The sequence below is a fragment of the Streptomyces harbinensis genome (genome assembly GCF_900116145.1).
Taxonomy (GTDB): domain Bacteria; phylum Actinomycetota; class Actinomycetes; order Streptomycetales; family Streptomycetaceae; genus Streptomyces; species Streptomyces carpaticus.
The window spans coordinates 330973-354843 of the sequence record NZ_FPAB01000004.1 but is presented as its reverse complement, the minus strand read 5'-3'; the positions used below and the strand labels follow the sequence as shown (position 1 = coordinate 354843).

Genomic DNA, 23871 nt, shown 5'->3' with positions numbered 1-23871 from the left:
GCCCCCGAACCTCATACACTGAGCGGCTGGCCGTCGCCCAGCAGGCGAGACCGACCCTACCGTTACCCGGACGAGACACAACCCCCTTCCTGTGCCGCGATGGCCGGTGCGCACGCGTTTTCTAGACTCGATGGCATGAGCATCACCATGAGATACGCGACGAGCGCGGACATACCGGAGATCGTCGCGATGCTGGCCGACGACCCGCTGGGCGCGGCGCGGGAGAGCACCGACGACCCGAAGCCGTACCTGGCGGCCTTCGAACGGATCGCCGCCGATCCGCACCAGCACCTGATGGTGGCCGTGCGTCCCGAGGACCCGGACACCGTGGTGGGCACCCTGCAACTGTCCGTGATCCACGGGCTGTCCCGGCGGGGCGCGTCGCGCGCTCTGATCGAGGCGGTGCGGGTGCACGCGGCGCAGCGCGGGGCCGGTCTGGGCGGCGAGATGATCGGCTGGGCGGTGGCCGAGGCGCGGCGCCAGGGGTGTGCCGTCGTGCAGCTCACCTCCGACGCCACGCGCGTGGACGCCCACCGGTTCTACGAGCGGCTCGGCTTCGAGGCCAGCCACCTCGGCTTCAAGATGATGCTGGACGGCTGACCGGACGGCCCGCGGCGGCCTGCGGGGCGGGCCCGCCCGGTCACCGTCCCGTCCAGCCGGCCGGGTCGCCGCCGCCGGGGGTCGGGGCGTCCGGGTCGTAGGGGATGCGGGTGAAGACGAAGGTGCCCAGGTCGAGATGGGGCGCCGGCCCGTCGGGGACGGCGTGCAGGATCTCGCCCGCGTAGTAGCCCTCCAGGCCGCGCCAGCGCCGCTCGTCGCCCGGCACCGGACGGAAGCGCGAGCCGCGCCCGGCGCCGCCGGCCGGGGTGAGGACGAGGGTGCGGCCGGCGAGCAGCCGCAGTGTGTACGCGCCGGTGCCCCAGTACCAGGTGCCGGTCAGCGCCACCAGCCACGGCTCGGCGTCCGCGGCCGGCATCGGCCGCCACGGCTCGGGCACGGTGGGCTCGCGGTCGGCGACCTCCGCCAGCAGCTCGGCGGCCAGCGCCCCGGTGGGTACCCCGGAGGTCGCGTTGGCGAAGGCGAGGGCCGCCAGCCGGTCGGCGGGGCTCGTCCACAGCGCGGCGGTGAAGCCGGGCATCGACCCGGTGTGCCCGGTCAGCACCCGGCCGCCGCTGCGGATGATCTGCAGGCCGAGCCCGTACCCGGCCTCCCCTCCCGGATCGGCCGGCGCGACGGCGGGGGTACGCATCTCGGCGAGGGTGTCCGCACCGAGGACGGCGTCGTCCCCGGCGAGCAGGAACCGGGCGAAGGCCGCCAGGTCGCCGGGCGTCGACCACAGCTGGCCGGCCGGTGCCATCCGCCCGGTGTCGGTGAGCGGTTCCGGCTGGAGCACGTCGGCGTGCGGGTGGACGGCCCAGCCGGGCGCGTACGGCGGCTGCGGCAGGGCGGTGGTTCGGGTCATCCCCAGCGGCTGGAGGATCTCCGTGTCCAGGACCTCCGTCCAGGGCGCGCCGCGCAGCCGCTCGACGAGCGCGCCGAGCAGGGCGTAGCCGGGGTTGGAGTAGTGGTGGCCGCGGCCCGCCGGGTGTTTCTGCGCGTCGGGGCCGAAGAGGTCGGCGAGCTGCGGGCGCAGGGTTCCCTCGGTCCGCTCCCACCAGGGGCCGCGTGCCTCGGCGGCGAGGCCGGCGGAGTGCGAGAGCAGTTGGGCGATGGTGGCGTCGCCGCCGTACGGGGTGCCGGGGAGGTGGGTGGCCAGCCGGTCGCCGAGGTCGAGCAGTCCGGCGTCGCGCAGCCGCAGGACGAGCACGGCGGTGAAGGTCTTGGTGATCGAGCCGATGCGGTACTGCCGGTCCTCGCCCGCCGGGTAGGCGCCGTGGGCGCCGGTCCACACCAGGGTGCCGTCCCGGACGACGGCGGCGGCGACGGCCGGTGCCCGGCCGGTGGCCTGGGCGGTGGCGGTGCGGTGGTACAGGGCGCGGTGGGTACCGGGCAGCAGGGACTGATCGTCGGTCATGGCGCCACCCTGCCATCGCGGGAACGGCGGGGGAGGGGAAAACGGGTGGCGGTGGCGCCCGGGGCGCCGCGATCCTGAGCCGCGTGCCGACCTCTTCGCTCACGCTGCCCACCCGCCGGCTGACCCTCGCGGATCTGCCGGCGGCTCTGGATCTGTCCGCCGACCGCTCGTGGTCCCGGGAGGAGCACAAGTGGCGGCTGCTGCTGAGCGCGGGCACGGGGTACGGGATCGACGCCCCGCCCGACGACGCGGAGGGCGGCCTGATCGGGGCGTTCGTGCTGACGTCCTGTCCCGGGTACGGCTGTGTCGGCATGGTGCTGGTGGCGCGGCGTCATGAACGGCGCGGGCTGGGCGGACGGCTGATGCGGCACGCGATCGCCGAGGCGGGGGAGCGGGTGCTGTTCCTGTACGCGACCGACAACGGGCGCCCGCTGTACGAACGGCTGGGCTTTCGCGCCGTGGGGGCGGTGACCACCCTGCGCGGTGCGTTCGTACCCGGCGGGCCCGACGAGCCCGGGGTGCGGGTGCGGCCGGCCGGCGCCGCCGATCTGCCGGGCATTCTGGCGCTCGATCTGCCGGTGGCCGGCATGGACCGGACCCAGCTGCTGACCCGGCTGCCCGCCTTCGCGGACGCGCTGGCGGTGGCGCACGACGCGGACGGCCGGCTCACCGGGTACGGGGCGGCCTGGCCGAACCCCGGCACGGCGGTGATCGGGCCACTGATCGCCGAGAACCCCGCCACCGCCCGGGCCCTGATCACCTTCCTGGGCGCGCGGGCCACCGCACCGCTGCGCTTCGACGTGGACGACCGGCATCCGGACCTCGCCCGGTGGCTGCGGGACCGGGGCCTGTCCGGTGAGCTGCGCAGCACCCTGATGGTGCGCGGCGCCGCCGCGCTGCCGGGCGACATCAGCCGCCGCTTCGCACCGTACTCGGTGGCTCTGGGCTGACGCCCGGCCCGACGGCGGCGCCCTCGGGTTCGGCGGCGCCCTCCCGGCGGGCGTCCCGCTCGGGGCGGGCGGGCTTGTCCCGGCGCTCCAGTACGGTCGCGGCGACCGCCAGGGCGAGTGCGGCCAGGGCCATGACGGCGCCGACCGCGTTGGGGGAGGTCGGGCCGAGTCCGGCGCCGAGCGCCACCCCGCCCAGCCAGGCGGCCAGCGCGTTGCCGAGGTTGAACGCCCCGATATTGACGGCGGAGGCGAGCGTCGGGGCCTGCGCGGCGTGGTCGAGGACCCGCTTCTGGAGCGGTGCCACGGTGGCGAACCCGAATCCGCCGATCAGCGGCAGCAGGATCGCGGCGCCCGCCTTGTGGTGGGCGGCGACGGTGAACAGCGCCAGCAGGACGGCCAGACCGCCGAGTGAGACGTACAGCATCGGCATCAGCGCGCGGTCGGCGTACCGGCCGCCCGCCAGATTGCCGATGAGCATGCCGAGGCCGAACAGCACCAGCAGCCAGGTCACGGCGCCCGGTGCGTACCCGGCGGCGTCGGTCATCATCGGCGCCAGATAGGTGACGGCGGCGAAGACCCCGCCGAAACCGAGAACGGTCATGGCCATCGCGAGCAGCACCTGGGCGTTGCGGAAGGCGGCGAGTTCTCCGCGCAGCCCGCCGGACCGGGCCGTCGCGGCGGCATCGGTGTCCGGGCTCCTGTCGCCGTGCGGCACCAGAGCGGCCACGCCGGCCAGGGCGATGACGCCGATTCCGGCGATCACCGCGAAGGTGGCCCGCCAGCTGACCTGCTGCCCGAGCCAGGTACCGAGCGGGACGCCGACCACGTTGGCGACCGTGAGCCCGGTGAACATCAGGGCGATGGCCCCGGCCCGCCGGTGCGGCGCCACCAGGGAGGCCGCCACGATCGCGCCGATGCCGAAGAACGCGCCGTGCGCGAGCGAGGCGATGATCCGCCCGGCCAGCATCACGGCGAAGACGGGCGCGACGGCGGACAGCGCGTTGCCCGCGATGAACAGTCCCATCAGGGCCGTCAGCATCCGCTTGCGCGGGATCCGCGCCCCGGCGACGGCCAGCACCGGCGCCCCGACCACCACGCCCAGCGCGTAGCCGGTGGCGAGGTATCCGGCGGTCGGGATGGACACCCCGAAGGTGCCGGCGACCTCGGGCAACAGCCCCATGATCACGAATTCGGTGGCCCCGATGCCGAAGGCACCGATGGCCAGAGCGAGCAGTGCGAGCGGCATGGACGGCCCTCCCGGTGTATATGCAGACAGTTCTTACCCGCTCGGACAATAATTGCAGACGCTGGCTACATGCAAACGCCGTCTCTTGCGGCACTGCGCTAACCTGGGAGCCGCAACGGCACGCGGAAGGAGAGGCACGATGACGCGCCCCGACCAGACCCTGAGCCAGCGCTGGTGCGCCCTCTCCGCCCTCCACGGGCGCATCGAGACCACCGTCGAACGCGCCCTCCAGGCCGCCCACGGGCTGAGCGTGCGCGAGTACTCCGTCCTCAACGTGCTCGTCCAGCAGCACGACGGCACCGGCGGCCACGTCCGGATGAACGAGCTGGCCGAGGCCGTCGTCCTCAGCCAGAGCGCCACCACCCGGCTGGTCAACCGCCTGGAGGACCGGGGCCTGCTCACCCGCTACCTGTGCGCGGACGACCGCCGGGGCATCTACACCGACGTCACCGACACCGGCCGCGCCCTGCTGGAAGAGGCCCGCCCCACCAACGACGCCGCCCTCGACCGGGCCCTGACCGAGGCCGGCACCCACCCCGAACTGGCCCCCCTGGTCGACGCCCTGCGCACCCCGGCCGGCCCCGTGGCCGGCGTACCGGCCGGCGCCCCGTCCGAGGCGTAACCCGCCGCCCGGCCCCGCTTCCGCCCGCCGGACCGACGTACCGCCCCGGGACCCGTCCGAGCCCCGGCGACGGCAGCCCCCGCCCGAACCGGCGCGGCCCGGTCAGGCCCGGCCCCTCAGCCCGACCCTTCAGCCCAGCCGATCCCAGCCCATGTGGCCAGGCCTGCCCAGCCCCGGGCAATCCCGGTCGGAGCCCACCCGAGTCAGTGCGGCCCGCTGCCTAGCCCGCCGCCCCCGGCCTGCGGACCGTGCGGAACGGCTCCGACGCCAGGGCGCAGGCGGCCGTGCCCGCCACCACCAGGGCGCAGCCGCCCAGCACCGCCGCCACCGGTATGTGCTCCGCCGCCGCACCCAGCAGCGGAATCATCGCCAGCAGCGCACCGCTCTGCACCATCGTCACGATCGCCTGCACCCGGGAGAGATGGGACGGCGGCGCCGCCGTCAGCAGCAGCGGTGCCACATGCGCGCCGAACAGCCCGTTCCCCGCCCCCACGCCCAGCGCGGCGGCCACCACCACGCCCGGCACCGGCGCCACCGCGAGCACCGCCATCGACCCACCGGCCAGCAGCAGCCCCACCGCCGCCGCGACCCCCGGCAGTCCGGCTCCACCGCGCCACAGCACCGCCAGCGACACCGCGACGATCCCCAGCGCCTGCGACCCGACGACCACCCCCGCCAGCTCCGCGCTCCACCCGCGCTCCCGCGCGAGCAACGGCACCAGCAGCGACACCACCGGCAGCAGACACCCCGCCGCCACCGCCGTCACGGCCAGCGACACCCGCAGCAGCCGGGTCCGCCACGCCAGCCGCAGCCCGTCCCCGATGTCCCGCGCCACGGAGCCGCCGGACGGCGCGGGCCGCTCCCCGGCGAACCGGCCCCGTATCCCCACCAGCACCACGAGCATCAGCGAGAACGTCCCCACCTGCAGCAGCGCCACCCCGCTCAGCCCGGCCCGGGCCATCAGCACCCCGCCCAGCGCGCCGCCCGCGAACATCGTCAGCTGCACCCCGGTCTGCCGCAGCGCGATCGCCCGGGACAGCACCGCCTCACCCACCAGCCGGCGCGGCATCGACCCCGACGCCGGCAGATAGAACGCGTCCACCACCCCGATCAGCAGCCCGGCCACCAGCAGCAGCCACAGCGGAGCCCCGAACCGCCACGCCGCCGCCGCGAGCCCGAGCGACACCACCACCATGGCGACATCCCCCGCCACCATCACCCGCCAGGCCCCCACCCGGTCCCCCACCGCACCCCCGACCAACAACAGGGCGAACCGCGGCAGATTGACGGCCGTCAGCACCAGCCCGGCCGCCAGGCCACCGTGCGCCGACGCCGACCACCCCAGCGCGAACCACATCACGCTGGTGCCGAGCATCGACACCAGCGCCCCGGCCAGCCACAGCCGGAACACCCCGGGCAGCCGCTCGCGAGGCGCGGCGCCGGAGGCGGAGGCGGGAGGAGAGACGGAGGAAGCGGTGGTGGTCGCGGCAGCGGAGCCGGAGGACACGGTCATGCCTCAGACCGTAGAAGCGGGCACTGACAGCCGCGGAAAGTTATCCACAGCCACCCGCTTTCTGTGGACAATACGACCGGCCGCGGCACCCCGCCCCCGTCCGTTTCCTTCAAGACCCCCGTCCCGGCACCCGCCTAACCTGCCCGCATGGCACCACGCTTCGACCTCATCGGACTGATCACCGGCGACCTCGCCGCCTCCCTCGCCTTCTACCGGCGCCTCGGCCTCGACATCCCCGACACCGACCCCGACACCCCCCACGTCGAGGCCCGGCTCCCCGGCGGACTGCGCCTCGCCTGGGACACCGTCGCCACCATCACCTCGTTCCAGCCCGACTGGACCCCGCCCCGCGGCGGCCACCGCATCGCCATCGCCTTCCGCTGCGACGACCCGGCCGAGGTCGACCGCCTCTACGCCGACCTCACCACCGCCGGCCACCCCGGCGCCAACCCGCCCTGGGACGCACCCTGGGGCCAGCGCTACGCCGTCGTCCTGGACCCCGACGGCAACCACGTGGACCTCTTCGCACCCCTCAGCTGACCGGCCCCCGCGCCGCCACCAGCGCCGACAGCGGCACCCCGGCCAGGCCCCGCACCTCACGCGAGAGATGGGCCTGGTCGGCGTACCCCGCCCGGACCGCCACCTCGGCCCCCGGCACCCCGGCCCGTGCCCACCCCAGCGCCCGCCGCATCCGCAGCACCCGCGCCAGCGTCTTCGGCCCGTACCCGAACGCCACCTGACAGCGCCTGCGCAACTGCCGCTCGCTCAACCCCAGCCGCCGCGCCACCTCCGCCACTGGACACCCCCGCCCCAGCGCCGACGCCGCCCACGCCCGCCACGCCTCCGGCGGCCCCACCGCCGCCACCCGGCGCGCCGCCGCCCCGGCCAGCACCGCACCCGGATCCACCGCGCCCGCCACCCGCTCCGCCAGTTCCCGCACCGTCCGCTGTGGCCACACCTGAGCCAGCGGCACCAGCCGGTCCCGTACCTCCCACGCCGGCACCCCGAACACCACGGGCCCGCGCCCCGGCGCGAACCGCAGCCCCGTCGCCCGCCCCGACGCCACCCCCGGATCCACCCGCCGCCCGCGGGTGTCCGGGCCCGCCACCAGCAGCCCGACCCGCTCCGACCAGATCAGATCCATACAGCCATCGGGCAGGACAAGACCCGAAGCCGCCTCGGCGCTCCACACCTCCTGCTCCCGGTACACCGCGCCACTGTGACACACCGCCACCCCGCCCCGTCCGCCCCCGACATCCCCGGCCGCACGCCGCCTCCCCCCGCGCCCGCCCCCGCACTACAGTGCCGCCCATGGCAACCCTCCAGGGAAAGACCGCCGTCGTCACCGGCGGCTCACGCGGTATCGGCCGGGCCGTCGTGGAACGCCTCGCCCGGGACGGCGCCCGGGTCGTCTTCAACTACGCCCACGACGAGACCGCCGCCGCCGAAACCGTGGCCGCCGTCGAACGCTCCGGCGCCCCGGGCAGCGCCTGGGGCATCCGCCTCGACCTCACCGGCCCGCACGCCGCCGAAACCCTCCTCGACCAGGCCACCCAGCGCCACAGCACCCCCGACATCATCGTCAACAACGCCGCGCTCTCCCCCGTCCCCACCCCACTCGCCGAGACCGACGACGCCACCTTCGAAGCGACCCTCGCCGTCAACACCACCGCCGTCTTCCACACCCTGCGGCACGCCGCCCGCCACATGCCCGACGGCGGACGGATCATCAGCGTCTCCACCCTCAACACCGTCCGCCCCGTCCCCCACATCGCCCCCTACGCCGCCAGCAAAGCCGCCCTGGAACTCCTCACCGCCGTCGCCGCCCAGGAACTCGGCCCGCGCGGCATCACCGTCAACACCGTCTCCCCCGGCGCCACCGACACCGACATGCTGCGCTCCGCCAACCCGCCCGAGGCCCTGGACCACGTCACCACCCTCACCCCGCTGCGCCGCCTGGGCACCCCCGCCGACATCGCCGACGTCATCGCCTTCCTCGCCGGCCCCGACGGCCGCTGGATCACCGGCCAGAACATCCGCGCCACCGGCGGACTCACCTGACCCCCGCCCACCCCCGCGGCCCCACCCCACCCGTCCGCCGCAGCCCCTCCGCGATCGCCTCCCGCAGCGATGCCCCGTACGCGTCCTCCCCAGCACCCCGGCACGCCCCGCCGCCCGCTCGAACTCCTCCCGGGCCGCCGCCACCTCGCCAAGGTCCTCCCACGCCCGGCCCAGAGCGGCGTGCAGCGACGGATAGAACCCGGCCACCCGCGCGTCCCCCACCGCGTCCGCCAGTTCCAGACACCGCCGGTTCCACCGCAACCGCTGGGCCGCCCCCGGCCGGGACAGCGCCACGTAGTGCGCCGCCACGCACCGCTCCCAGTCGTCCGCCGCCACCTCCCACGCCCGCAGGAACAACGCGTCGTCCCCCGTCGCCATCCCCTCGGCGCACAGCGCCACCACCGCGTTCTCAGGATCCATCCCGCACCACCATCACCAGCGTCGTGAAACCACCCTGATCCGCCGACCGCACCCGCACCGGCCCGGCTCCCTCCCCGCCCAGCTCCAGCAGCACATCCGGGCCCACCGCCGACTCCACCGCCCCCGCCAGCACCACCGGATCGAACGCCACCCGCAGCCCCGGCCCGGTCACCAGCGCCGGCACCGCCGTCTCACCCACCAGCAGCCCCGCCGGACCCCCCGTCCGCACCACCACCGGCGTCCGCGCCTGAGACAGCGCCGCGCCCAGCGCCACCCGGTCCGCGATCACCCGGTGCCGCACCGGCTCCAGCGCGTCCAGCACCAGCCGGTACGCCGGGAACTCCCCCGCCACCAACGGCAGCCGGCGCTCCCGCTCGCCGTCCCGCACCCACCGGCCGGTGCTGGTGAAGTTCACCGCCGACTGGTGCCCAGGCTGCCGCCAGCTGGGCCCGGTGCTCGGCGCGATCGCCGCGGAACGGGCGGACCGGCTCAAGGTCGTCCAGCTGGACGCCGACCACCACCCGGCGACCACCGCCGCCCACGGCGTACTGTCCCTGCCGACCCTGATCCTCTTCGACGCCGGACAACCCGTGCTGCGGCTGGTCGGCAGCCGGTCACGGCAGCGGCTGCTCCGGGAGATCGACGCAGCGTGGGAGGCGCACCGCGAGGGCGGCGCCGTTCAGAAGCCGCCCTCCATGTTGACGAAGCGCGAGTAGTGCCCCTGGAAGGCGACCGTGATCGTGGCGGTGGGACCGTTACGGTGCTTGGCCACGATCAGGTCCGCCTCACCGGCCCGGGGGGACTCCTTCTCGTAGGCGTCCTCCCGGTGCAGCAGGATCACCATGTCGGCGTCCTGCTCGATCGAACCCGATTCCCGCAGGTCGGAGACCATCGGCTTCTTGTCGGTGCGCTGCTCGGGGCCACGGTTCAGCTGGGAGAGCGCGATCACCGGCACCTCCAGCTCCTTGGCCAGCAGCTTCAGATTCCGGGACATCTCCGAGACCTCCTGCTGCCGGCTCTCCGGGCGGCGGCTGCCGCCCGACTGCATCAGCTGGAGATAGTCGATGACGACCAGCCGCAGATCGTTGCGCTGCTTGAGCCGCCGGCACTTGGCGCGGATCTCCATCATCGACAGGTTCGGCGAGTCGTCGATGTACAGCGGCGCGTCGTTGACCTCCGTCATCTGCCGCGCCACCCGCGTCCAGTCCTCGTCGGTCATGCTGCCGGACCGCATGTGGTGCAGCGCCACCCGCGCCTCGGCGGACAGCAGACGCATGGCGATCTCGTTGCGCCCCATCTCCAGCGAGAAGATGACACTGGGCAGCTTGTGCTTGATGGAGCAGGCCCGGGCGAAATCCAAGGCAAGCGTTGACTTGCCCATGGCCGGGCGGGCGGCGATGACGATCATCTGGCCGGGGTGCAGGCCGTTGGTGAGGGCGTCCAGGTCGGTGAAGCCGGTGGGGACGCCGGTCATCTCGCCGCTGCGGGCGCCGATCGCCTCGATCTCGTCGAGGGCGCCCTCCATGATGTCGCTGAGCGGCAGGTAGTCCTCGGAGGTGCGCTGCTCGGTGACCTGGTACACCTCGGCCTGTGCCGTGTTGACGATGTCGTCCACGTCGCCGTCCGCCGCGTACCCCATCTGGGTGATGCGGGTGCCGGCCTGGACCAGGCGGCGCAGGACCGCTTTGTCGTGGACGATCTCGGCGTAGTACAGCGCGTTGGCCGCGGTGGGGACCATCTGCACGATCGAGTGCACGTAGCCGGCGCCGCCGACCTTGGCGAGTTCGCCGCGCTTGGTCAGTTCGTTGGCGACGGTGATGGGGTCGGCGGGCTCGCCCTTGGCGTAGAGGTCGAGGATCGCGGCGTAGATGGTCTCGTGGGCGGGCTTGTAGAAGTCCGCACCGCGCAGGGTCTCGACCACGTCGGCGATGGCGTCCTTGGACAGCAGCATGCCGCCGAGGACGGACTGTTCGGCGCGGACGTCCTGCGGGGGGACCCGCTCGAAGCCGGCGGGGGGCGGGTCGTCGTCGTCCGGGCCACGACGCGAGCCGCCGCGGGCCTGGGGCACCTGCGGGGGGCCCTCCCCGGGTGCTGCGTCGTCCCAGGGGGGGTCCCCGTGCTCGTACTCGGCCATCGAACCCCACCTCCTCCCGGACCTCGGGCGCGGCCCGGATCCGTATCGTCCGCGCCCGGCGCGGACCTACGCTACGGCAGTCGGCCGCCGCGGCGGACAGCCGGGGGAGGGGTGGAGCGGACAAGTTATCCACAGGCTATGTGGATTTCAGATCGCATCCTGTGGATAAGCCGGGACTCGCTGTGGACAAGGCGTTGCGGGGTCCGGGTGACACCCGTTCATGATCCACTTCGCACCCGCTCTGACCTGGGCGTTCACCCTCCGCGCAGCCGCGATGACGGGAACGCTCGTTCACTCGCCGGGCTCACGACAACGACCGCAGACCATCACACCGGAGAGGGATCGAGGTAAGGATCACAAAACCATTGCGTCTATTACCTGTGGATGTTTGGATCTCCTCGTGTCCTCGCAGAGCACCGCCACCCACCGCCGCCACGACCGCGAGATCCTCACCCTCGCTCTCCCCGCCTTCGGCGCCCTCGTCGCCGAGCCGCTCTTCCTCCTCGCCGACAGCGCCATGATCGGCCACCTCGGCACCCCCCAGCTGGCCGGCCTCGGCATCGCCGCCGCCCTGCTCACCACCGCCGTCAACGTCTTCGTCTTCCTCGCCTACGCCACCACCGGCACCGTCGCCCGCCGCCTCGGCGCCGGCGACCTGCCCGCCGCCCTCCGCCAGGGCGTCCACGGCATCTGGCTCGCCGTCCTCCTCGGACTCGCCGTCGTCCTGCTCGGCATCCCCACCGCCGCCACCCTCATCGACGCCTTCGGCGCCTCCCCCACCGCCGCCCCGCACGCGACCACCTATCTGCGGATCAGCATCCTCGGCATCCCCGCCATGCTCATCGTGCTCGCCGCCACCGGCGTGCTGCGCGGCCTCCAGGACACCCGCACCCCGCTCTACGTCGCCATCGGCGGCTTCACCGCCAACATCGCCCTCAACGGCCTGTTCATCTACGGCCTCGGCTGGGGCATCGCCGGATCCGCCTGGGGCACGGTCATCGCCCAGTACGGCATGGCCGCCGTCTATCTGCGCACCGTCCTGCGCGGCGCCCGGCAGCACGCCGTATCGCTGCGCCCCGACCCGTCCGGTATCCGGGGCAGCGCCAGGGCCGGCGCCCCGCTCCTGGTACGCACCCTCTCGCTGCGCGCCATCTCCCTGCTCGCCACCCTCGTCGCCACCCGGCTCGGCGACGCCGATGTCGCCGCCCACCAGATCGCTCTCACCATCTGGATGCTGCTCGCCTTCGCCCTGGACGCCATCGCCATCGCGGGCCAGGCCATCATCGGCCGCTACCTCGGCGCGGGCGACGCCGAAGGCGCCCGGGCCATCTGCCGCCGCATGGTCGGCTGGGGCATTGTCTCCGGCCTGGCCCTCGGCGCGCTGGTCGCCGTCGCCGGCCCGCTCACCATGGGGCTGTTCACCAGCGACACCGACGTGCACGACCGGCTGCTGCCGGTGCTGCTCATCATCGCCGTCACCCAGCCACTCGCCGGTGTCGTCTTCGTCCTGGACGGCGTCCTCATGGGCGCCGGTGACGGACCATACCTGGCCGCCGCCATGCTGCTCACCCTCGCCGTCTTTGCCCCCGCCGCCCTGCTGGTGCCCACCATCGGCGGCGGCGTCACCACCCTGTGGTGGGCGATGGCCGGACTGATGATGGCCACCCGCCTGGTCACCCTCGGGCTGCGCACCCGCACCGGCCGCTGGCTGGTCACCGGCGCCGAGCGCGCCTGACCCGTACGGTCCCGCACCCGCCCACCGAAACGGAACGGCGCCGGCCGCGCCCCGCCCTGCTGGACGGGAACGCGGCCGGCGCCGCTGCCCGGTACGGCCCGCGCGGGGCCGCCCGTGCCCTACTTCGCCGACGCGTCGACGTGCAGACCGACCTTGGCCACGACCTCCGGGTGGAGACGGACCGAGACCTGGTGGGTGCCCAGGCTCTTGATCGGGTTGCTCAGCTCGATACGGCGCTTGTCGACATCCGGGCCACCGGAGGTCTTCACCGCGGAGACGATGTCCGCCGGGGTGACCGAACCGAACAGCCGGCCGCCGGAGCCCGCACGGACCTTCAGCCGGACCGTGACCTTCTCCAGCTCGGCCTTGATGTCGTTCGCCTGCTCGATCGTGGCGATCTCGCGGATCTTCCGCGCCCGCCGAATCTGCTCGACGTCCTTCTCGCCACCCCGGGTCCAGCGGATCGCGACACCGCGGGGAAGCAGGTAGTTACGGGCGTACCCGTCCTTGACCTCGACAACGTCACCGGCCGTACCCAGGCCGGAGACCTCGCTCGTCAGGATGATCTTCATGCTGCTAACCACCCTTCCTTAGCGCGCGGTCGAGGTGTAGGGCAGCAGCGCCATCTCACGGCTGTTCTTCACGGCCGTGGCGACATCGCGCTGGTGCTGGGTGCAGTTGCCGGTCACCCGGCGGGCACGGATCTTGCCGCGGTCGGAAATGAACTTCCGCAGCAGGTTCGTGTCCTTGTAGTCCACGTAGGAGATCTTCTCCTTGCAGAACACGCAAACCTTCTTCTTCGGCTTGCGCGCAGGCGGCTTCGCCATGTTTTTCTCCGTTGATCTCAAAAAGAAGTGAAGAGCCGAACCCGGCCGTTCCCCTCAGCCCGCGTACGGGCCTCAGAACGGGGGCTCGTCCGAGTAGCCGCCGCCGGAGCCACCGCCCCAGCCGCCACCACCGCCGCCGCCCTGCTGGCCACCGCCGGCCGGTGCGCCGGTCGCCCACGGGTCGTTGCCCGGAGCGCCGCCACCGCCCTGCTGCTGGCCCTGGCCGCCGCCACCGCCCCAGCCGCCGCCGCCCTGACCACCGCGGCCGCCGCCGCTGGTCCGGGTGACCTTGGCCGTCGCGTTCCTCAGGCTGGCGCCGACCTCGTCGACCTCCAGCTCGAAGACCGTGCGCTTGACGCCCTCCCGGTCGTCGTACGACCGCTGCTTGAGCCGGCCCTGCACGATGACACGGGTCCCCTTGGTGAGGGACTCGGCGACGTTCTCCGCCGCCTGCCGCCAGACCGAGCAGGTCAGGAACAGGCTCTCGCCGTCCCGCCACTCGTTGCTCTGCCGGTCGAAGATGCGCGGCGTGGACGCGACACGGAACTTCGCGACCGCCGCACCTGAGGGGGTGAAGCGCAGCTCGGGGTCGTCGACCAGATTGCCGACAACCGTGATGACGGTCTCGCCTGCCATGGTGAACCTCTCGGCGGGGTGCTAACTGCTGTTGCTGCGATGATTACTTATGGCACTGACATCGCTACTCGGTGTCCCGCTGATCCCGCGGAGCGTGCTCGCTCAGTGGGTGGAGGGACGGAGGACCTTGGTCCGCAGAACCGACTCGTTGAGGTTCAGCTGCCGGTCGAGTTCCTTGACGGTCTCGGGGGCTGCCTGCAGGTCGATGACGGAGTAGATGCCCTCGGGCTTCTTGTTGATCTCGTAGGAGAGCCGACGGCGACCCCACGTGTCGATCTTCTCCACCTTGCCGTCGCCCTGGCGGACCACGGCAAGGAAGCTCTCGATCAGGGGGGCGACAGCGCGCTCCTCAAGATCGGGGTCGAGGATGATCATCACCTCGTAGTGACGCATGAAGGAACCCACCTCCTCTGGACTCAGGCGGCCACGGACGATCCGTGGCAGGAGGGTCGTGATGCGTATCCCCTGCCCGTCAGTGACGGAACACGGGACAGTACACCGTACCCGCCCCGCCCCTTCCGGTTGAAATCCGGCCCCCGCGCGAGCAACCTGGATGGATCGGGTACACGGCTTCCCAGCGCTCCGCAGGAGGTGCCCCATGGCCCACATGACACTCGGCAGCGTCTTCAACTCCGACGGCCACCCCCACCCCCTCCCCAACACCCTCGCCGCCGTCACCGCCGTCCTCGGCCCGGTGGCGCTGATCCTCTCCCTGTGGCACGGCATGCACCTGCCGGCCTCCTGGATCGGCCTGGCCGGCATCGTCACCGGCGGCTGGGGCCAGCTGGTCTCGGCCACCACCGCCGAACGATTCGTCCTGGTCATCGGCCTGGGCGCCGCCGCAACCGGCTTCTACCTCGCCATGGCCCACGGCGGCCTCTTCGGCGGCGTCCTGGGCTGAACCCCGCGCCGATCCGGGGCCGATCCCGCGCCGATCCCCGGCCGATCGCCCCACCGAACCCGCCTCCCGGGCAGGCCACCGCGCCCCGCGCGTCCGCCGCGCCGCTAGGCTTCCCGCCAGACGCCGCGACAGACGCCCAAGGAGCGCCCCGAATGAGCCTGACCCTGAGGACCATCAGCCGCGAGGAGCATCTGGCGTATGTCCGCTCGCTGCCGGCGGCCAGCCACATGCAGGTACCTGCCTGGGGCGACGTCAAGGCCGAGTGGCGCACCGAGTCCCTGGGCTGGTTCGACGGCAACGGCGTCTGCGTGGGCGCCGGCCTGGTCCTCTACCGGCAGCTGCCCAAGGTCAAGCGCTACCTCGCCTACCTCCCCGAGGGCCCCACCATCAACTGGTTCGCGCCCAACCTGGAGGAGTGGCTGCGCCCGATGCTCGCCCACCTCAAGAAGCAGGGCGCGTTCTCGGTCAAGATGGGCCCGCCCGTCGTCATCCGCCGCTGGAACGCCGCCGCCATCAAGGCCGGCATCCAGAACCCCGAGGTCAAGCGGCTGCGCGACGTCGAGGCCAGCGAGCTGGAGCCGCGCGCCTTCGAGGTCTCCGACAAGCTGCGCCGGATGGGCTGGCAGCAGGGCGAGGACGAGGGCGCCGGCTTCGGCGACGTCCAGCCCCGCTACGTCTTCCAGATCCCGCTCAAGGACCGCTCCCTGGAAGAGGTCCACAAGAACTTCAACCAGCTGTGGCGCCGCAACATCAAGAAGGCCGAGAAGGCCGGTGTCGAGGTGGTGCGCGGCGGGTACGACGATCTGCCGGTGTGGCAGGAGCTGTACGAGGTCACCGCCGTCCGCGACAAGTTCCGGCCCCGGCCGCTGGCGTACTTCGAGCGGATGTGGAAGGCGCTCAACGCCGAGGACCCGGACCGCATGCGGCTGTACATCGCCAAGCACGAGGGCGAGCCGGTGGCCGCCGCCACCATGCTGATCGTGGGCGGCCATGTGTGGTATTCGTACGGTGCGTCCGCCAACCACAAGCGCGAGGTGCGCCCTTCGAATGCGATGCAGTGGCGCATGCTCCAGGACGCCCACGCGCTGGGGGCGCACGTGTACGACCTGCGGGGCATCGGCGACTCGCTGGAGGACACCGACCATCTCTTCGGCCTGATCCAGTTCAAGGTGGGTACGGGCGGGGAGGCGGCGGAGTATCTGGGCGAGTGGGATTTCCCGCTGAACAAGCTGCTGCACAAGGCGCTCGACATCTACATGTCGCGGCGCTGACCCCTTCCCCCACGCACCCCTCGTACAACCCCAACAGAAGGGTCCCTCCCGGCCATGGCGCTCACCCTTTACGTCGACACCGACCGCTGGCGGGCGCACCAGCGGAAGATCGTCGCCGACTTCCCCGACCTGGTGCCGGTCTGCAAGGGCAACGGCTACGGTTTCGGCCACGACCGGCTGGCCGAGGAGGTCACCGAGCTGGGCATCGAGACGCTGGCGGTCGGCACGGCGTACGAGGCCGAGGCGATGAAGGACCGCTTCAGCGGCGATCTGCTGGTGCTGACCCCGTACCGGCGCAGCGAGGAGCCGGTGCCGCTCCCCGATCGGGTGATCCGCTCGGCCTCCTCGGTGGACGGGGTCTACGGGCTCGTGGGGTCCCGGGTCGTCGTCGAGGTGATGAGCTCGATGCGCCGGCACGGGGTGACGCCGGCGGATCTGGGCAAGCTGGGGGCCGCGCTGGAGGACGTCCGGCTGGAGGGCTTCGCGATCCACCTGCCGCTGGACCGCACGGACGGCACGGACGGGGTGGAGGAGGTCATCGGCTGGATGGACCGGCTGCGGGCCGCCCGGCTGCCGCTGGACACGATGTTCGTGAGCCATCTGAGCGCCGAGGAACTGTCCCGGCTGCGCCAGCAGTTCCCGCAGACCCGGTTCCGGGCGCGGATCGGCACCCGGCTGTGGCTGGGCGACCACGCGGCGACGGAGTACCGGGGCGCGGTGCTGGATGTGACGCCGGTGGCCAAGGGCGACCGCTTCGGGTACCGGCAGCAGAAGGCGCCGGGGGACGGCTGGCTGGCGGTCGTCGCCGGCGGGACCTCGCACGGGGTCGGCCTGGAGGCGCCCAAGGCACTGCACGGGATGTCCTCGCGGGCGAAGGGCATGGCGCGGGCCGGGCTGGCCACCGTCAACCGCAATCTGTCGCCGTTCGTGTGGGACGGCAAGCAGCGGTGGTTCGCCGAGCCGCCGCACATGCAGGTGTCGATCCTGTTCGTGCCGGCCGAGGCCAAGGGCCCGAAGGTCGGGGACGAGCTGCGGGCGATCCTGCGGCACACCACGACCCAGGTGGACCGGGTCGTCGACGAGTGACGGGCCGGCGCCGCGCTGGCGGTGCCGAACGGTACGCAACGACGGCGGCCCGGGCACAGAGCCCGGGCCGCCGTCATGGTGTCTGAGCCGTGTGACGGCCGGCTCAGCGCTCCAGCTCGCCGTTGATGAACTTCTCGACGTTGTCACGCGCCTGGTCGTCGAAGAACTGGACCGGCGGGGACTTCATGAAGTACGAGGAGGCCGAGGTGATCGGGCCACCGACGCCGCGGTCCTTGGCGATCTTCGCGGCGCGCAGCGCGTCGATGATCACACCGGCGGAGTTGGGGGAGTCCCAGACCTCCAGCTTGTACTCCAGGTTCAGCGGGACGTCGCCGAACGCGCGGCCCTCCAGGCGGACGTACGCCCACTTGCGGTCGTCCAGCCACGCGACGTAGTCGGAGGGGCCGATGTGGACGTTGCCCTCGCCCAGCTCGCGGTCGACGATCTGCGAGGTGACGGCCTGGGTCTTGGAGACCTTCTTGGACTCCAGGCGGTCGCGCTCCAGCATGTTCTTGAAGTCCATGTTGCCGCCGACGTTCAGCTGCATGGTGCGGTCCAGGATGACGCCCCGGTCCTCGAACAGCTTGGCCATCACGCGGTGCGTGATGGTGGCGCCGACCTGGGACTTGATGTCGTCACCGACGATCGGGACACCGGCCTCGGTGAACTTGTCCGCCCACTCCTTGGTACCGGCGATGAAGACCGGGAGCGCGTTGACGAAGGCGACCTTGGCGTCGATGGCGGCCTGCGCGTAGTACTTGGCGGCGTCCTCGGAGCCGACCGGCAGGTAGCAGACCAGGACGTCGGCCTTGGTGTCCTTGAGCACCTGGACGATGTCGACGGGCTCGGCGTCCGACTCCACGATCGTCTCGCGGTAGTAGCGGCCCAGGCCGTCCAGCGTCCGGCCGCGCTGCACGGTGATGCCGGTGGCCGGGACGTCGGCGATCTTGATGGTGTTGTTCTCGCTGGCGCCGATGGCGTCCGCGAGGTCGAGACCGACCTTCTTGGAGTCGACGTCGAAGGCGGCCACGAACTCGATGTCCGAGATGTGGTAGTCGCCGAACTGGACGTGCATCAGACCCGGCACCCGGCTGTCCGGGGCGGCGTCCTTGTAGTACTCAACGCCCTGTACCAGCGAGGCGGCGCAGTTGCCCACGCCGGCGATGGCTACGCGAACCGAACCCATTCCGGTTGCTCCCTGTGTGTGTTTCGGCATGGCCCCACGCCATTGCGGGGCCCGGCATTGTCAAGTGATGGTCAAGAAGTGGTGTCGCCGGAGCCATCCGGCGGGGAGGTGCCGCGCTCGCGGCCCTCGCGCTCGCTCTCGATCAGCTCGTTGAGCCAGCGGACCTCGCGCTCCACGGATTCCATTCCGTGGCGCTGAAGTTCCAGCGTGTAGTCGTCCAGCTTCTCCCGGGTACGGGCCAGGGAGGCGCGCATCTTGGCGAGGCGCTCCTCCAGGCGGCTGCGGCGCCCTTCGAGCACCCGCATCCGTACGTCGCGTGAGGTCTGGCCGAAGAAGGCGAACCTGACACCGAAGTTGTCGTCTTCCCAGGCGTCGGGGCCGGTCTGGGTCAGGAGCTCCTCGAAGCGTTCCTTGCCCTCGGCCGTGAGCCGGTAGACGATACGGGCCCGCCGCCCCGACAGCGCGGTGGCGCGCGGATCCTCCGCGTCGCTGCCGGGCTCCTCGGCGAGCCATCCGTGCTGGACCAGCGTCTTGAGACAGGGGTAGAGGGAGCCGTAGCTGAACGCCCGGAAGACGCCCAGCGAGGTGTTGAGCCGCTTGCGCAGCTCGTACCCGTGCATCGGGGATTCCCGCAGGAGCCCGAGTACGGCGAACTCCAGGACTCCGGAGCGTCGGCTCACGGCTGGAATCACCTCCCGGGTGGACTGCCTGTCGTGCTGTGTCGTGAACGGTTGAGCCTTGAACTGTTGAACGATGTATTGGCCCGATGTATCGGCCCGATACATCGCCACGATAGAACGGGCCGAGAGGTGCTGCAAGAGGGGTCCTGGTGAAGGGGATCACATCTTCGCTTCACTGAAAGTGAAATGCCCGAAGCAGCCCTTTTGCCAAGAAAGATGGCCTTTGGTGCTGCGTACGCTGAACCCCGTGTGCGGATCACTGTCCGGGAACCCAGAGGCCGGAATCTGCGTCCTCGTTCACGGTGACGTGCGTCCGAGCCACAGCCGGACTGCACACAACGGGGGGATTGCAAGACACCACACGTCATTGCCGCAGCAGACGTCCCGCGTCTGTCCGAGGAGTAGCTGTCCATGAGCGAGCACCGTCGCAAGCCGCCGCAGTCCCGCGGCCGCCGCGCCGCGGCGCCATCCGGCCGCCGGGCCGCGCCGCCACCGCAGCGCGAGGAGAGCGGCGGGAGCGGCCATCGGCGCGCGACGGCCTCCAGCGCCGCCGAAGGCACCGGCCGCCGGTCCAGGCGAAGGCCGGAGCCCCCACCGAAAAAGCGATTCATCGACTATCCGCGCGCCCAGCACACCGGGGCGCGCCGCTGGCTGCCGTCCTGGAAGCAGATCCTGGGCTCCGCGATCCTGTTCATGGGCCTGCTGGTCGGCCTGATCGGCATCGCCTATGCCATGGTCGACATCCCCGACCCGAACAAGGCCGCCGAAAGCCAGAAGAACGTCTACTACTGGGCCGACGGCAGCGAGATGGTCGTCGCGGGCGGTGGCGAGTACAACCGGCAGATCATCCCGTTCAACGAGATCCCCACCGACATGGTGGACTCGGTGGTCGCGGCGGAGAACGCCACCTTCTGGGAGGACCCCGGCGTCGACCTCAAGGGCATCGCCCGCGCCGTGGTCAACATGGCCCAGGGCGGCGACACCCAGTCCGGCTCGACCATCACCCAGCAGTACGTGAAGAACATGTACCTGGACCAGAGCCAGACGCTCAGCCGTAAGTTCAAGGAACTCCTGATCTCCGTCAAGGTCGCGTCCGACGTGCCCAAGGAAGAGATCATGGCCGGGTACCTGAACACGGCCTACTTCGGCCGCGGTGCCTACGGCATCCAGGCGGCGGCCCGGGCGTACTACGACAAGGACGCCAAGGACCTCGACGCGAATGAGTGCGCCTACCTCACCACCCTGTTGAAGGGCGCCGACCTGTACGACACCTCGGGTGGCACCGGCGGCGCCGAGCGCGCCGAGGCCAATACCGAGCGCGCCACGAACCAGTGGGTGACGGTCCTGGACCGCCGGGTGGCCGTTGGCAACATGGAGCTGGCGGAGCGGAACGAGTACACCGAGTTCCCGATGCCGCAGGACTACAAGCCGTCGACGGACCTGGCCGGCCAGATCGGCTACCTGAAGGAACTCGCCGACAGCTATCTGATCAACAACGACGACATCGATGTCGACGCGGACAAGCTCGCGCAGGGCGGCTACTCCATCCACACCACCTTCGACCAGGAGATGGTGAAGCAGATGGAGGACGCGGTGCAGCAGGTCATCGACGACAACCTGGACCCCGAGAACCGGGAAGCGGACGAGCACGTCCAGTTCGGCGGCGCGGCCGTCGTCCCCGGCGACGGCGCGGTGGTCGCGATCTACGGCGGTCACAACTACCTCGAACACTTCCTGAACAACGCCAACAACGCGGGTGCCCAGGTCGGCTCGACCTTCAAGCCCTTCGTGCTGGCGGCGGCGATGCGCGACGGCGTCCGCGACCCGGACGGGCCGGCGGACCAGCCGGACGAGGACCGTACCCCGATCTCGCCGGACAGCATCTACTCCAGCGAGAACGATCTGCTGATCCGGAACTACGACGGAGAGATCTGGTACGGAGAGGACGATGACGGCGAGCCGTTCACCTGGGAGCAGAGGAACTACGAGGAGGGCGACAAGGGCGACATCACCCTGCGCAAGGCGATGGAGATCTCGGCCAACTCGCCCTTCGTCCAGCTCGGCATGGAGATCGGCCCGGCCAAGGTCGCCGAAGCAGCGATCGACGCCGGATTGCTCGAAAGTACTCTCGGCCCGGCGAATGACACCGTGCCGACCTTCGCGCTCGGTGTCTCCACACCGGGTCCGATCCGCATGGCCACCGCCTATGCCACCTTCGCTGCCAGCGGGGAGCAGGCCGACCCGTACTTCGTGACCCATGCGGAGCTCGAGGGCGCCACCGTCTACGAGCACGAGAGCAACACTGAACGGCACTTCGAGGCCAACGTCGCCGACAATGTCACTGACGTACTGGTCGGCGTGGTGACCGGAGAAGAGGGCAGCGCCCGGAAGGTGCAGGAACTCGGCAAGCCAGCCGCTGCCAAGACCGGCACCACGGACCAGAACAACAGTGCGTGGTTCGTCGGTTACACTCCTCATCTCTCCACCGCGATCGGCATGTGGCGCTTCCCGGACTCCGAGGACATCGCCCCCGAGGACCGCAAGTTCCTCTCCATGTATGGCACCGCTGGCATGGACAAGATCACCGGTGGTTCCCTCCCGGCCGAAGCCTGGATGGGCTTCATGAAGGAAGCCACCAAGAACGATCCTCCGGACGAGTTCCCGAAGCCCGGCAAGATCGGCGAGGAGTACCGCGGTATCGGCACTCAGCCCGAGCAGCCCGACCCGCCGGTCACGGAGGACACCGAGGAGACCGAAGAGGCGGAGGTCGACGAGGAGCAGGAGGAGGAACGGGACGAGGAGACCGAGACTCCGCCGGCCGACCCCGATCCCGACCCGACCGACTCCTGCCAGCCCGGCGACCCGACCTGCTCCAACGACAGCAGCGGCTCTCAGGGCGGTGACAACGCCGGGTCCGGCTTGCCGGGCGGAGCCAACGCCGGCAACGAGGGTGCCAGCAACGGCGACGAGGGAGCGGACGCCGGAGCGGACGCCGGAGCGGACGGAGGCTCCGGCGACACCGACTCCGCGGGCAACGCCAACAACGGCGACAGCGGAAGCCCTGGCTGGTGGAGCGGAGGAACCGGTTAGCGGTTCTGACACTGGCCGAGTCATCGGCTGACCCTGGTGGGTCGTACGGCAGGATGTGGGCATGGCACCGACCAACCCACCCGTGCCCGTACGGCCCACCACGCATGATGAGGTGGCTGCGGCCGGCAGTGAGGTGATCGGGGGGCCGGTCGGCAGACGGGCCGCCGTGGGGCGGGGCTGGTGGCATCCGGCGCGGGTGGTCGTGCTGGTGATGATCGGGATGTTCGCCCTCGGCATGGTGCAGAAACTGCCCTGCTACACGGACAGCTGGGTCGGCGGTCCCACCGCCCAGTACACCCAGGCCTGCTACTCCGACATCCCGCACCTCTACTACGGGCGGGGCTTCGCGGACGGGCTCATCCCGTACTTCGACCGCATCCCCGAGACGCTCTCCCCCGACAAGGCGTTCCTCGAATACCCGGTACTCACCGGGCTGTTCATGGAGGTGGCCGCCTGGCTCACCCCGGGCGGAGCCGTCGATCCGGGGCCGGGGCAGCTGTACTGGCTGGTCAACGCCGGGATGCTGCTGGCCTGTGCGGCGATCATCGCCGCCTGTGTCGCCCGCACCCACCGCGACCGGCCGTGGGACGGGCTGCTGGTGGCGCTGGCGCCCGCGTTCGCGCTCACCGCGACCATCAACTGGGACCTGCTGGCCGGGGCGCTCACCTGCGGGGCGCTGCTGATGTGGTCCCGGAGCCGGCCGCTGGCCGCCGGAGTGCTGCTGGGGCTCGCCACCGCCGCCAAGCTGTATCCCCTGCTGCTGCTCGGGCCGCTGTTCCTGCTGTGCTGGCGAGCCGGACGGTTGCGTGCCTTCGGCTCGGCCCTGCTGGGGGCCGCCGGCGCCTGGCTGGTCGTGAACGGTCCGGTGATGCTGCTGGCCTGGGAGGGCTGGGTCACCTTCTACGCCTTCAGCGAGGAGCGGCCGGTCGACTTCGGTTCCTTCTGGCTGATCCTGGCCCAGCGCACCGACATCCCGCTGGACTCCGTGAACACCTACGCCACCGCGCTGACCCTGCTGGGCTTCGCCGGGATCGCCCTGCTCGCCCTGCGGGCACCGCACCGGCCACGGCTGGCCCAGCTCGCCTTTCTCGTCGTGGCCGTGTTCATCCTCACCAACAAGGTGTACTCGCCGCAGTACGTGCTCTGGCTGATCCCGCTCGCGGCCCTGGCCCGCCCGCGCTGGCGGGACTTCCTCATCTGGCAGGCCGGGGAGGTGCTCTACTACTTCGGCATCTGGATGTACCTCGCTCACATCACCGGGGAGAGCCAGGACGGATTGCCGGTCGGCGGCTATCAGCTGGCCATCGCCGCCCATCTCTTGGGCACGCTCTATCTCTGTGTGATGATCGTGCGCGATGCACTGCGTCCCGATCATGATGTGATCCGGCGTACCGGATCCGACGACCCGGGAGGAGGTGTCCTGGACGGTGCTGCCGATGTCTTCACCCTGCACCGCCGGGTCGCCGCTTCCGGGCGGGGCGTTTCACGTGAAACATGAA

The 23871-nt window shown here is 71.6% G+C and carries 24 protein-coding genes; 12 read left to right on the top strand and 12 right to left on the bottom strand.

Annotation, left to right across the window (positions count from 1 at the left end; genetic code table 11):
- Positions 1-135: 135 nt before the first annotated feature.
- Positions 136-600 carry a GNAT family N-acetyltransferase gene (locus tag BM385_RS13050; RefSeq protein ID WP_093843135.1) on the top strand — a complete coding sequence of 155 codons (465 nt, stop codon included), beginning with the start codon at positions 136-138 and terminating at the stop codon, positions 598-600.
- Positions 601-640: 40 nt separating this feature from the next.
- On the opposite strand, the gene BM385_RS13045 is transcribed toward BM385_RS13050, so the two are convergent.
- Complete coding sequence (locus tag BM385_RS13045; protein ID WP_175542974.1) at positions 641-2014, bottom strand: serine hydrolase domain-containing protein; 1374 nt, start codon at positions 2012-2014, stop codon at positions 641-643.
- Between the two features lie 83 nt (positions 2015-2097).
- Between BM385_RS13045 and BM385_RS13040 the strand changes: the two genes are divergently transcribed.
- Positions 2098-2964, top strand: a complete 867-nt coding sequence (locus tag BM385_RS13040; RefSeq protein ID WP_093843134.1) for a GNAT family N-acetyltransferase — start codon at positions 2098-2100, stop codon at positions 2962-2964.
- Here the strand turns inward: BM385_RS13040 and BM385_RS13035 are convergent.
- On the bottom strand, positions 2924-4210 hold the full coding sequence (locus BM385_RS13035) for an MFS transporter (RefSeq protein ID WP_093843133.1): 1287 nt from the start codon (positions 4208-4210) through the stop codon (positions 2924-2926). The genes BM385_RS13040 and BM385_RS13035 overlap by 41 nt on opposite strands.
- 139 nt (positions 4211-4349) lie before the next feature.
- On the opposite strand from BM385_RS13035, the gene BM385_RS13030 reads away from it, so the two are divergent.
- Positions 4350-4832: a MarR family winged helix-turn-helix transcriptional regulator gene (locus BM385_RS13030; RefSeq protein WP_093843132.1), complete on the top strand. Its 483-nt coding sequence runs from the start codon at positions 4350-4352 to the stop codon at positions 4830-4832.
- Positions 4833-5052: 220 nt separating this feature from the next.
- On the opposite strand, the gene BM385_RS13025 is transcribed toward BM385_RS13030, so the two are convergent.
- On the bottom strand, positions 5053-6345 hold the full coding sequence (locus BM385_RS13025) for an MFS transporter (RefSeq protein WP_093843131.1): 1293 nt from the start codon (positions 6343-6345) through the stop codon (positions 5053-5055).
- 147 nt (positions 6346-6492) lie between these two features.
- Here BM385_RS13025 and BM385_RS13020 point away from each other — a divergent pair, with 147 nt between their 5' ends.
- Positions 6493-6885, top strand: a complete 393-nt coding sequence (locus BM385_RS13020) for a VOC family protein (RefSeq protein ID WP_093843130.1) — start codon at positions 6493-6495, stop codon at positions 6883-6885.
- Here BM385_RS13020 and BM385_RS28195 read toward each other — a convergent pair.
- Positions 6878-7555 (bottom strand): helix-turn-helix transcriptional regulator, encoded by a 678-nt coding sequence (locus BM385_RS28195; protein WP_302848650.1) that lies wholly within the window; start codon positions 7553-7555, stop codon positions 6878-6880. The genes BM385_RS13020 and BM385_RS28195 overlap by 8 nt on opposite strands.
- Before the next feature lie 101 nt (positions 7556-7656).
- Here BM385_RS28195 and BM385_RS13010 point away from each other — a divergent pair, with 101 nt between their 5' ends.
- Entirely contained in the window at positions 7657-8406 is a 750-nt protein-coding gene (locus tag BM385_RS13010; protein ID WP_019432209.1) for a glucose 1-dehydrogenase, read from the top strand.
- 409 nt (positions 8407-8815) lie between these two features.
- Here the strand turns inward: BM385_RS13010 and BM385_RS13005 are convergent, their stop codons facing one another.
- Positions 8816-9241: a hypothetical protein gene (locus BM385_RS13005; RefSeq protein WP_093843128.1), complete on the bottom strand. Its 426-nt coding sequence runs from the start codon at positions 9239-9241 to the stop codon at positions 8816-8818.
- On the opposite strand from BM385_RS13005, the gene BM385_RS13000 reads away from it, so the two are divergent.
- Positions 9225-9542, top strand: coding sequence for a thioredoxin family protein (locus BM385_RS13000; RefSeq protein ID WP_175542973.1), 318 nt, complete (start codon positions 9225-9227; stop codon positions 9540-9542). The two genes, BM385_RS13005 and BM385_RS13000, sit on opposite strands and share 17 nt — an antisense overlap.
- On the opposite strand, the gene dnaB is transcribed toward BM385_RS13000, so the two are convergent.
- Positions 9506-10960 carry a replicative DNA helicase gene (dnaB, locus tag BM385_RS12995; protein ID WP_019432204.1) on the bottom strand — a complete coding sequence of 485 codons (1455 nt, stop codon included), beginning with the start codon at positions 10958-10960 and terminating at the stop codon, positions 9506-9508. The genes BM385_RS13000 and dnaB overlap by 37 nt on opposite strands.
- A 400-nt stretch (positions 10961-11360) precedes the next feature.
- Here dnaB and BM385_RS12990 point away from each other — a divergent pair, with 400 nt between their 5' ends.
- Positions 11361-12695: an MATE family efflux transporter gene (locus BM385_RS12990; protein ID WP_051131037.1), complete on the top strand. Its 1335-nt coding sequence runs from the start codon at positions 11361-11363 to the stop codon at positions 12693-12695.
- 119 nt (positions 12696-12814) lie between these two features.
- Here BM385_RS12990 and rplI read toward each other — a convergent pair whose 3' ends face one another.
- From rplI to rpsF, 4 genes are all read right to left on the bottom strand, one after another.
- On the bottom strand, positions 12815-13267 hold the full coding sequence (gene rplI, locus BM385_RS12985; protein ID WP_019432202.1) for a 50S ribosomal protein L9: 453 nt from the start codon (positions 13265-13267) through the stop codon (positions 12815-12817).
- A gap of 18 nt (positions 13268-13285) precedes the next feature.
- Positions 13286-13522: a 30S ribosomal protein S18 gene (gene rpsR / locus BM385_RS12980; protein ID WP_003978893.1), complete on the bottom strand. Its 237-nt coding sequence runs from the start codon at positions 13520-13522 to the stop codon at positions 13286-13288.
- Between the two features lie 72 nt (positions 13523-13594).
- On the bottom strand, positions 13595-14158 hold the full coding sequence (locus BM385_RS12975) for a single-stranded DNA-binding protein (protein WP_093843127.1): 564 nt from the start codon (positions 14156-14158) through the stop codon (positions 13595-13597).
- 102 nt (positions 14159-14260) lie between these two features.
- A complete protein-coding gene (gene rpsF, locus BM385_RS12970) occupies positions 14261-14551 on the bottom strand; it encodes a 30S ribosomal protein S6 (protein ID WP_026047156.1) in 291 nt (96 codons plus the stop codon).
- A gap of 205 nt (positions 14552-14756) precedes the next feature.
- On the opposite strand from rpsF, the gene BM385_RS12965 reads away from it, so the two are divergent.
- The 3 genes from BM385_RS12965 (at position 14757) to BM385_RS12955 (ending at position 17416) form a co-directional block, all read left to right on the top strand.
- A complete protein-coding gene (locus tag BM385_RS12965; RefSeq protein ID WP_019432199.1) occupies positions 14757-15059 on the top strand; it encodes a hypothetical protein in 303 nt (100 codons plus the stop codon).
- A gap of 152 nt (positions 15060-15211) precedes the next feature.
- The gene (locus tag BM385_RS12960; protein ID WP_019432198.1) at positions 15212-16330 is read left to right on the top strand and encodes a lipid II:glycine glycyltransferase FemX; all 1119 of its coding nucleotides are present in this window, start codon (positions 15212-15214) and stop codon (positions 16328-16330) included.
- Positions 16331-16384: 54 nt separating this feature from the next.
- Entirely contained in the window at positions 16385-17416 is a 1032-nt protein-coding gene (locus tag BM385_RS12955) for an alanine racemase (RefSeq protein WP_019432197.1), read from the top strand.
- A 103-nt stretch (positions 17417-17519) separates the two neighbouring features.
- Here the strand turns inward: BM385_RS12955 and BM385_RS12950 are convergent, their stop codons facing one another.
- Both BM385_RS12950 and BM385_RS12945 read right to left on the bottom strand, forming a co-directional pair.
- Positions 17520-18602 (bottom strand): inositol-3-phosphate synthase, encoded by a 1083-nt coding sequence (locus BM385_RS12950; protein ID WP_019432196.1) that lies wholly within the window; start codon positions 18600-18602, stop codon positions 17520-17522.
- 71 nt (positions 18603-18673) lie between these two features.
- Complete coding sequence (locus BM385_RS12945; protein ID WP_019432195.1) at positions 18674-19282, bottom strand: PadR family transcriptional regulator; 609 nt, start codon at positions 19280-19282, stop codon at positions 18674-18676.
- A 411-nt stretch (positions 19283-19693) separates the two neighbouring features.
- Here BM385_RS12945 and BM385_RS12940 point away from each other — a divergent pair, with 411 nt between their 5' ends.
- Both BM385_RS12940 and BM385_RS12935 read left to right on the top strand, forming a co-directional pair.
- Positions 19694-22372, top strand: a complete 2679-nt coding sequence (locus BM385_RS12940; RefSeq protein WP_093843126.1) for a transglycosylase domain-containing protein — start codon at positions 19694-19696, stop codon at positions 22370-22372.
- A gap of 61 nt (positions 22373-22433) precedes the next feature.
- On the top strand, positions 22434-23870 hold the full coding sequence (locus BM385_RS12935) for a glycosyltransferase family 87 protein (protein ID WP_093843125.1): 1437 nt from the start codon (positions 22434-22436) through the stop codon (positions 23868-23870).
- Position 23871 lies beyond the last annotated feature (1 nt).

Excerpts from the sequence above, each read along its gene's own strand:
- BM385_RS12955 (WP_019432197.1), top strand. The coding sequence starts at position 16,385 with ATGGCGCTCACCCTTTACGTCGACACCGACCGCTGGCGGGCGCACCAG.
- rplI (WP_019432202.1), bottom strand. The coding sequence starts at position 13,267 with ATGAAGATCATCCTGACGAGCGAGGTCTCCGGCCTGGGTACGGCCGGT.
- BM385_RS13025 (WP_093843131.1), bottom strand. The coding sequence starts at position 6,345 with ATGACCGTGTCCTCCGGCTCCGCTGCCGCGACCACCACCGCTTCCTCC.
- BM385_RS13045 (WP_175542974.1), bottom strand. The coding sequence starts at position 2,014 with ATGACCGACGATCAGTCCCTGCTGCCCGGTACCCACCGCGCCCTGTAC.
- BM385_RS12975 (WP_093843127.1), bottom strand. The coding sequence starts at position 14,158 with ATGGCAGGCGAGACCGTCATCACGGTTGTCGGCAATCTGGTCGACGAC.
- BM385_RS12950 (WP_019432196.1), bottom strand. The coding sequence starts at position 18,602 with ATGGGTTCGGTTCGCGTAGCCATCGCCGGCGTGGGCAACTGCGCCGCC.
- BM385_RS13050 (WP_093843135.1), top strand. The coding sequence starts at position 136 with ATGAGCATCACCATGAGATACGCGACGAGCGCGGACATACCGGAGATC.
- rpsR (WP_003978893.1), bottom strand. The coding sequence starts at position 13,522 with ATGGCGAAGCCGCCTGCGCGCAAGCCGAAGAAGAAGGTTTGCGTGTTC.
- dnaB (WP_019432204.1), bottom strand. The coding sequence starts at position 10,960 with ATGGCCGAGTACGAGCACGGGGACCCCCCCTGGGACGACGCAGCACCC.
- rpsF (WP_026047156.1), bottom strand. The coding sequence starts at position 14,551 with ATGCGTCACTACGAGGTGATGATCATCCTCGACCCCGATCTTGAGGAG.
- BM385_RS12940 (WP_093843126.1), top strand. The coding sequence starts at position 19,694 with ATGAGCGAGCACCGTCGCAAGCCGCCGCAGTCCCGCGGCCGCCGCGCC.
- BM385_RS13035 (WP_093843133.1), bottom strand. The coding sequence starts at position 4,210 with ATGCCGCTCGCACTGCTCGCTCTGGCCATCGGTGCCTTCGGCATCGGG.
- BM385_RS13030 (WP_093843132.1), top strand. The coding sequence starts at position 4,350 with ATGACGCGCCCCGACCAGACCCTGAGCCAGCGCTGGTGCGCCCTCTCC.
- BM385_RS13010 (WP_019432209.1), top strand. The coding sequence starts at position 7,657 with ATGGCAACCCTCCAGGGAAAGACCGCCGTCGTCACCGGCGGCTCACGC.
- BM385_RS13020 (WP_093843130.1), top strand. The coding sequence starts at position 6,493 with ATGGCACCACGCTTCGACCTCATCGGACTGATCACCGGCGACCTCGCC.
- BM385_RS12965 (WP_019432199.1), top strand. The coding sequence starts at position 14,757 with ATGGCCCACATGACACTCGGCAGCGTCTTCAACTCCGACGGCCACCCC.
- BM385_RS12935 (WP_093843125.1), top strand. The coding sequence starts at position 22,434 with ATGGCACCGACCAACCCACCCGTGCCCGTACGGCCCACCACGCATGAT.
- BM385_RS12960 (WP_019432198.1), top strand. The coding sequence starts at position 15,212 with ATGAGCCTGACCCTGAGGACCATCAGCCGCGAGGAGCATCTGGCGTAT.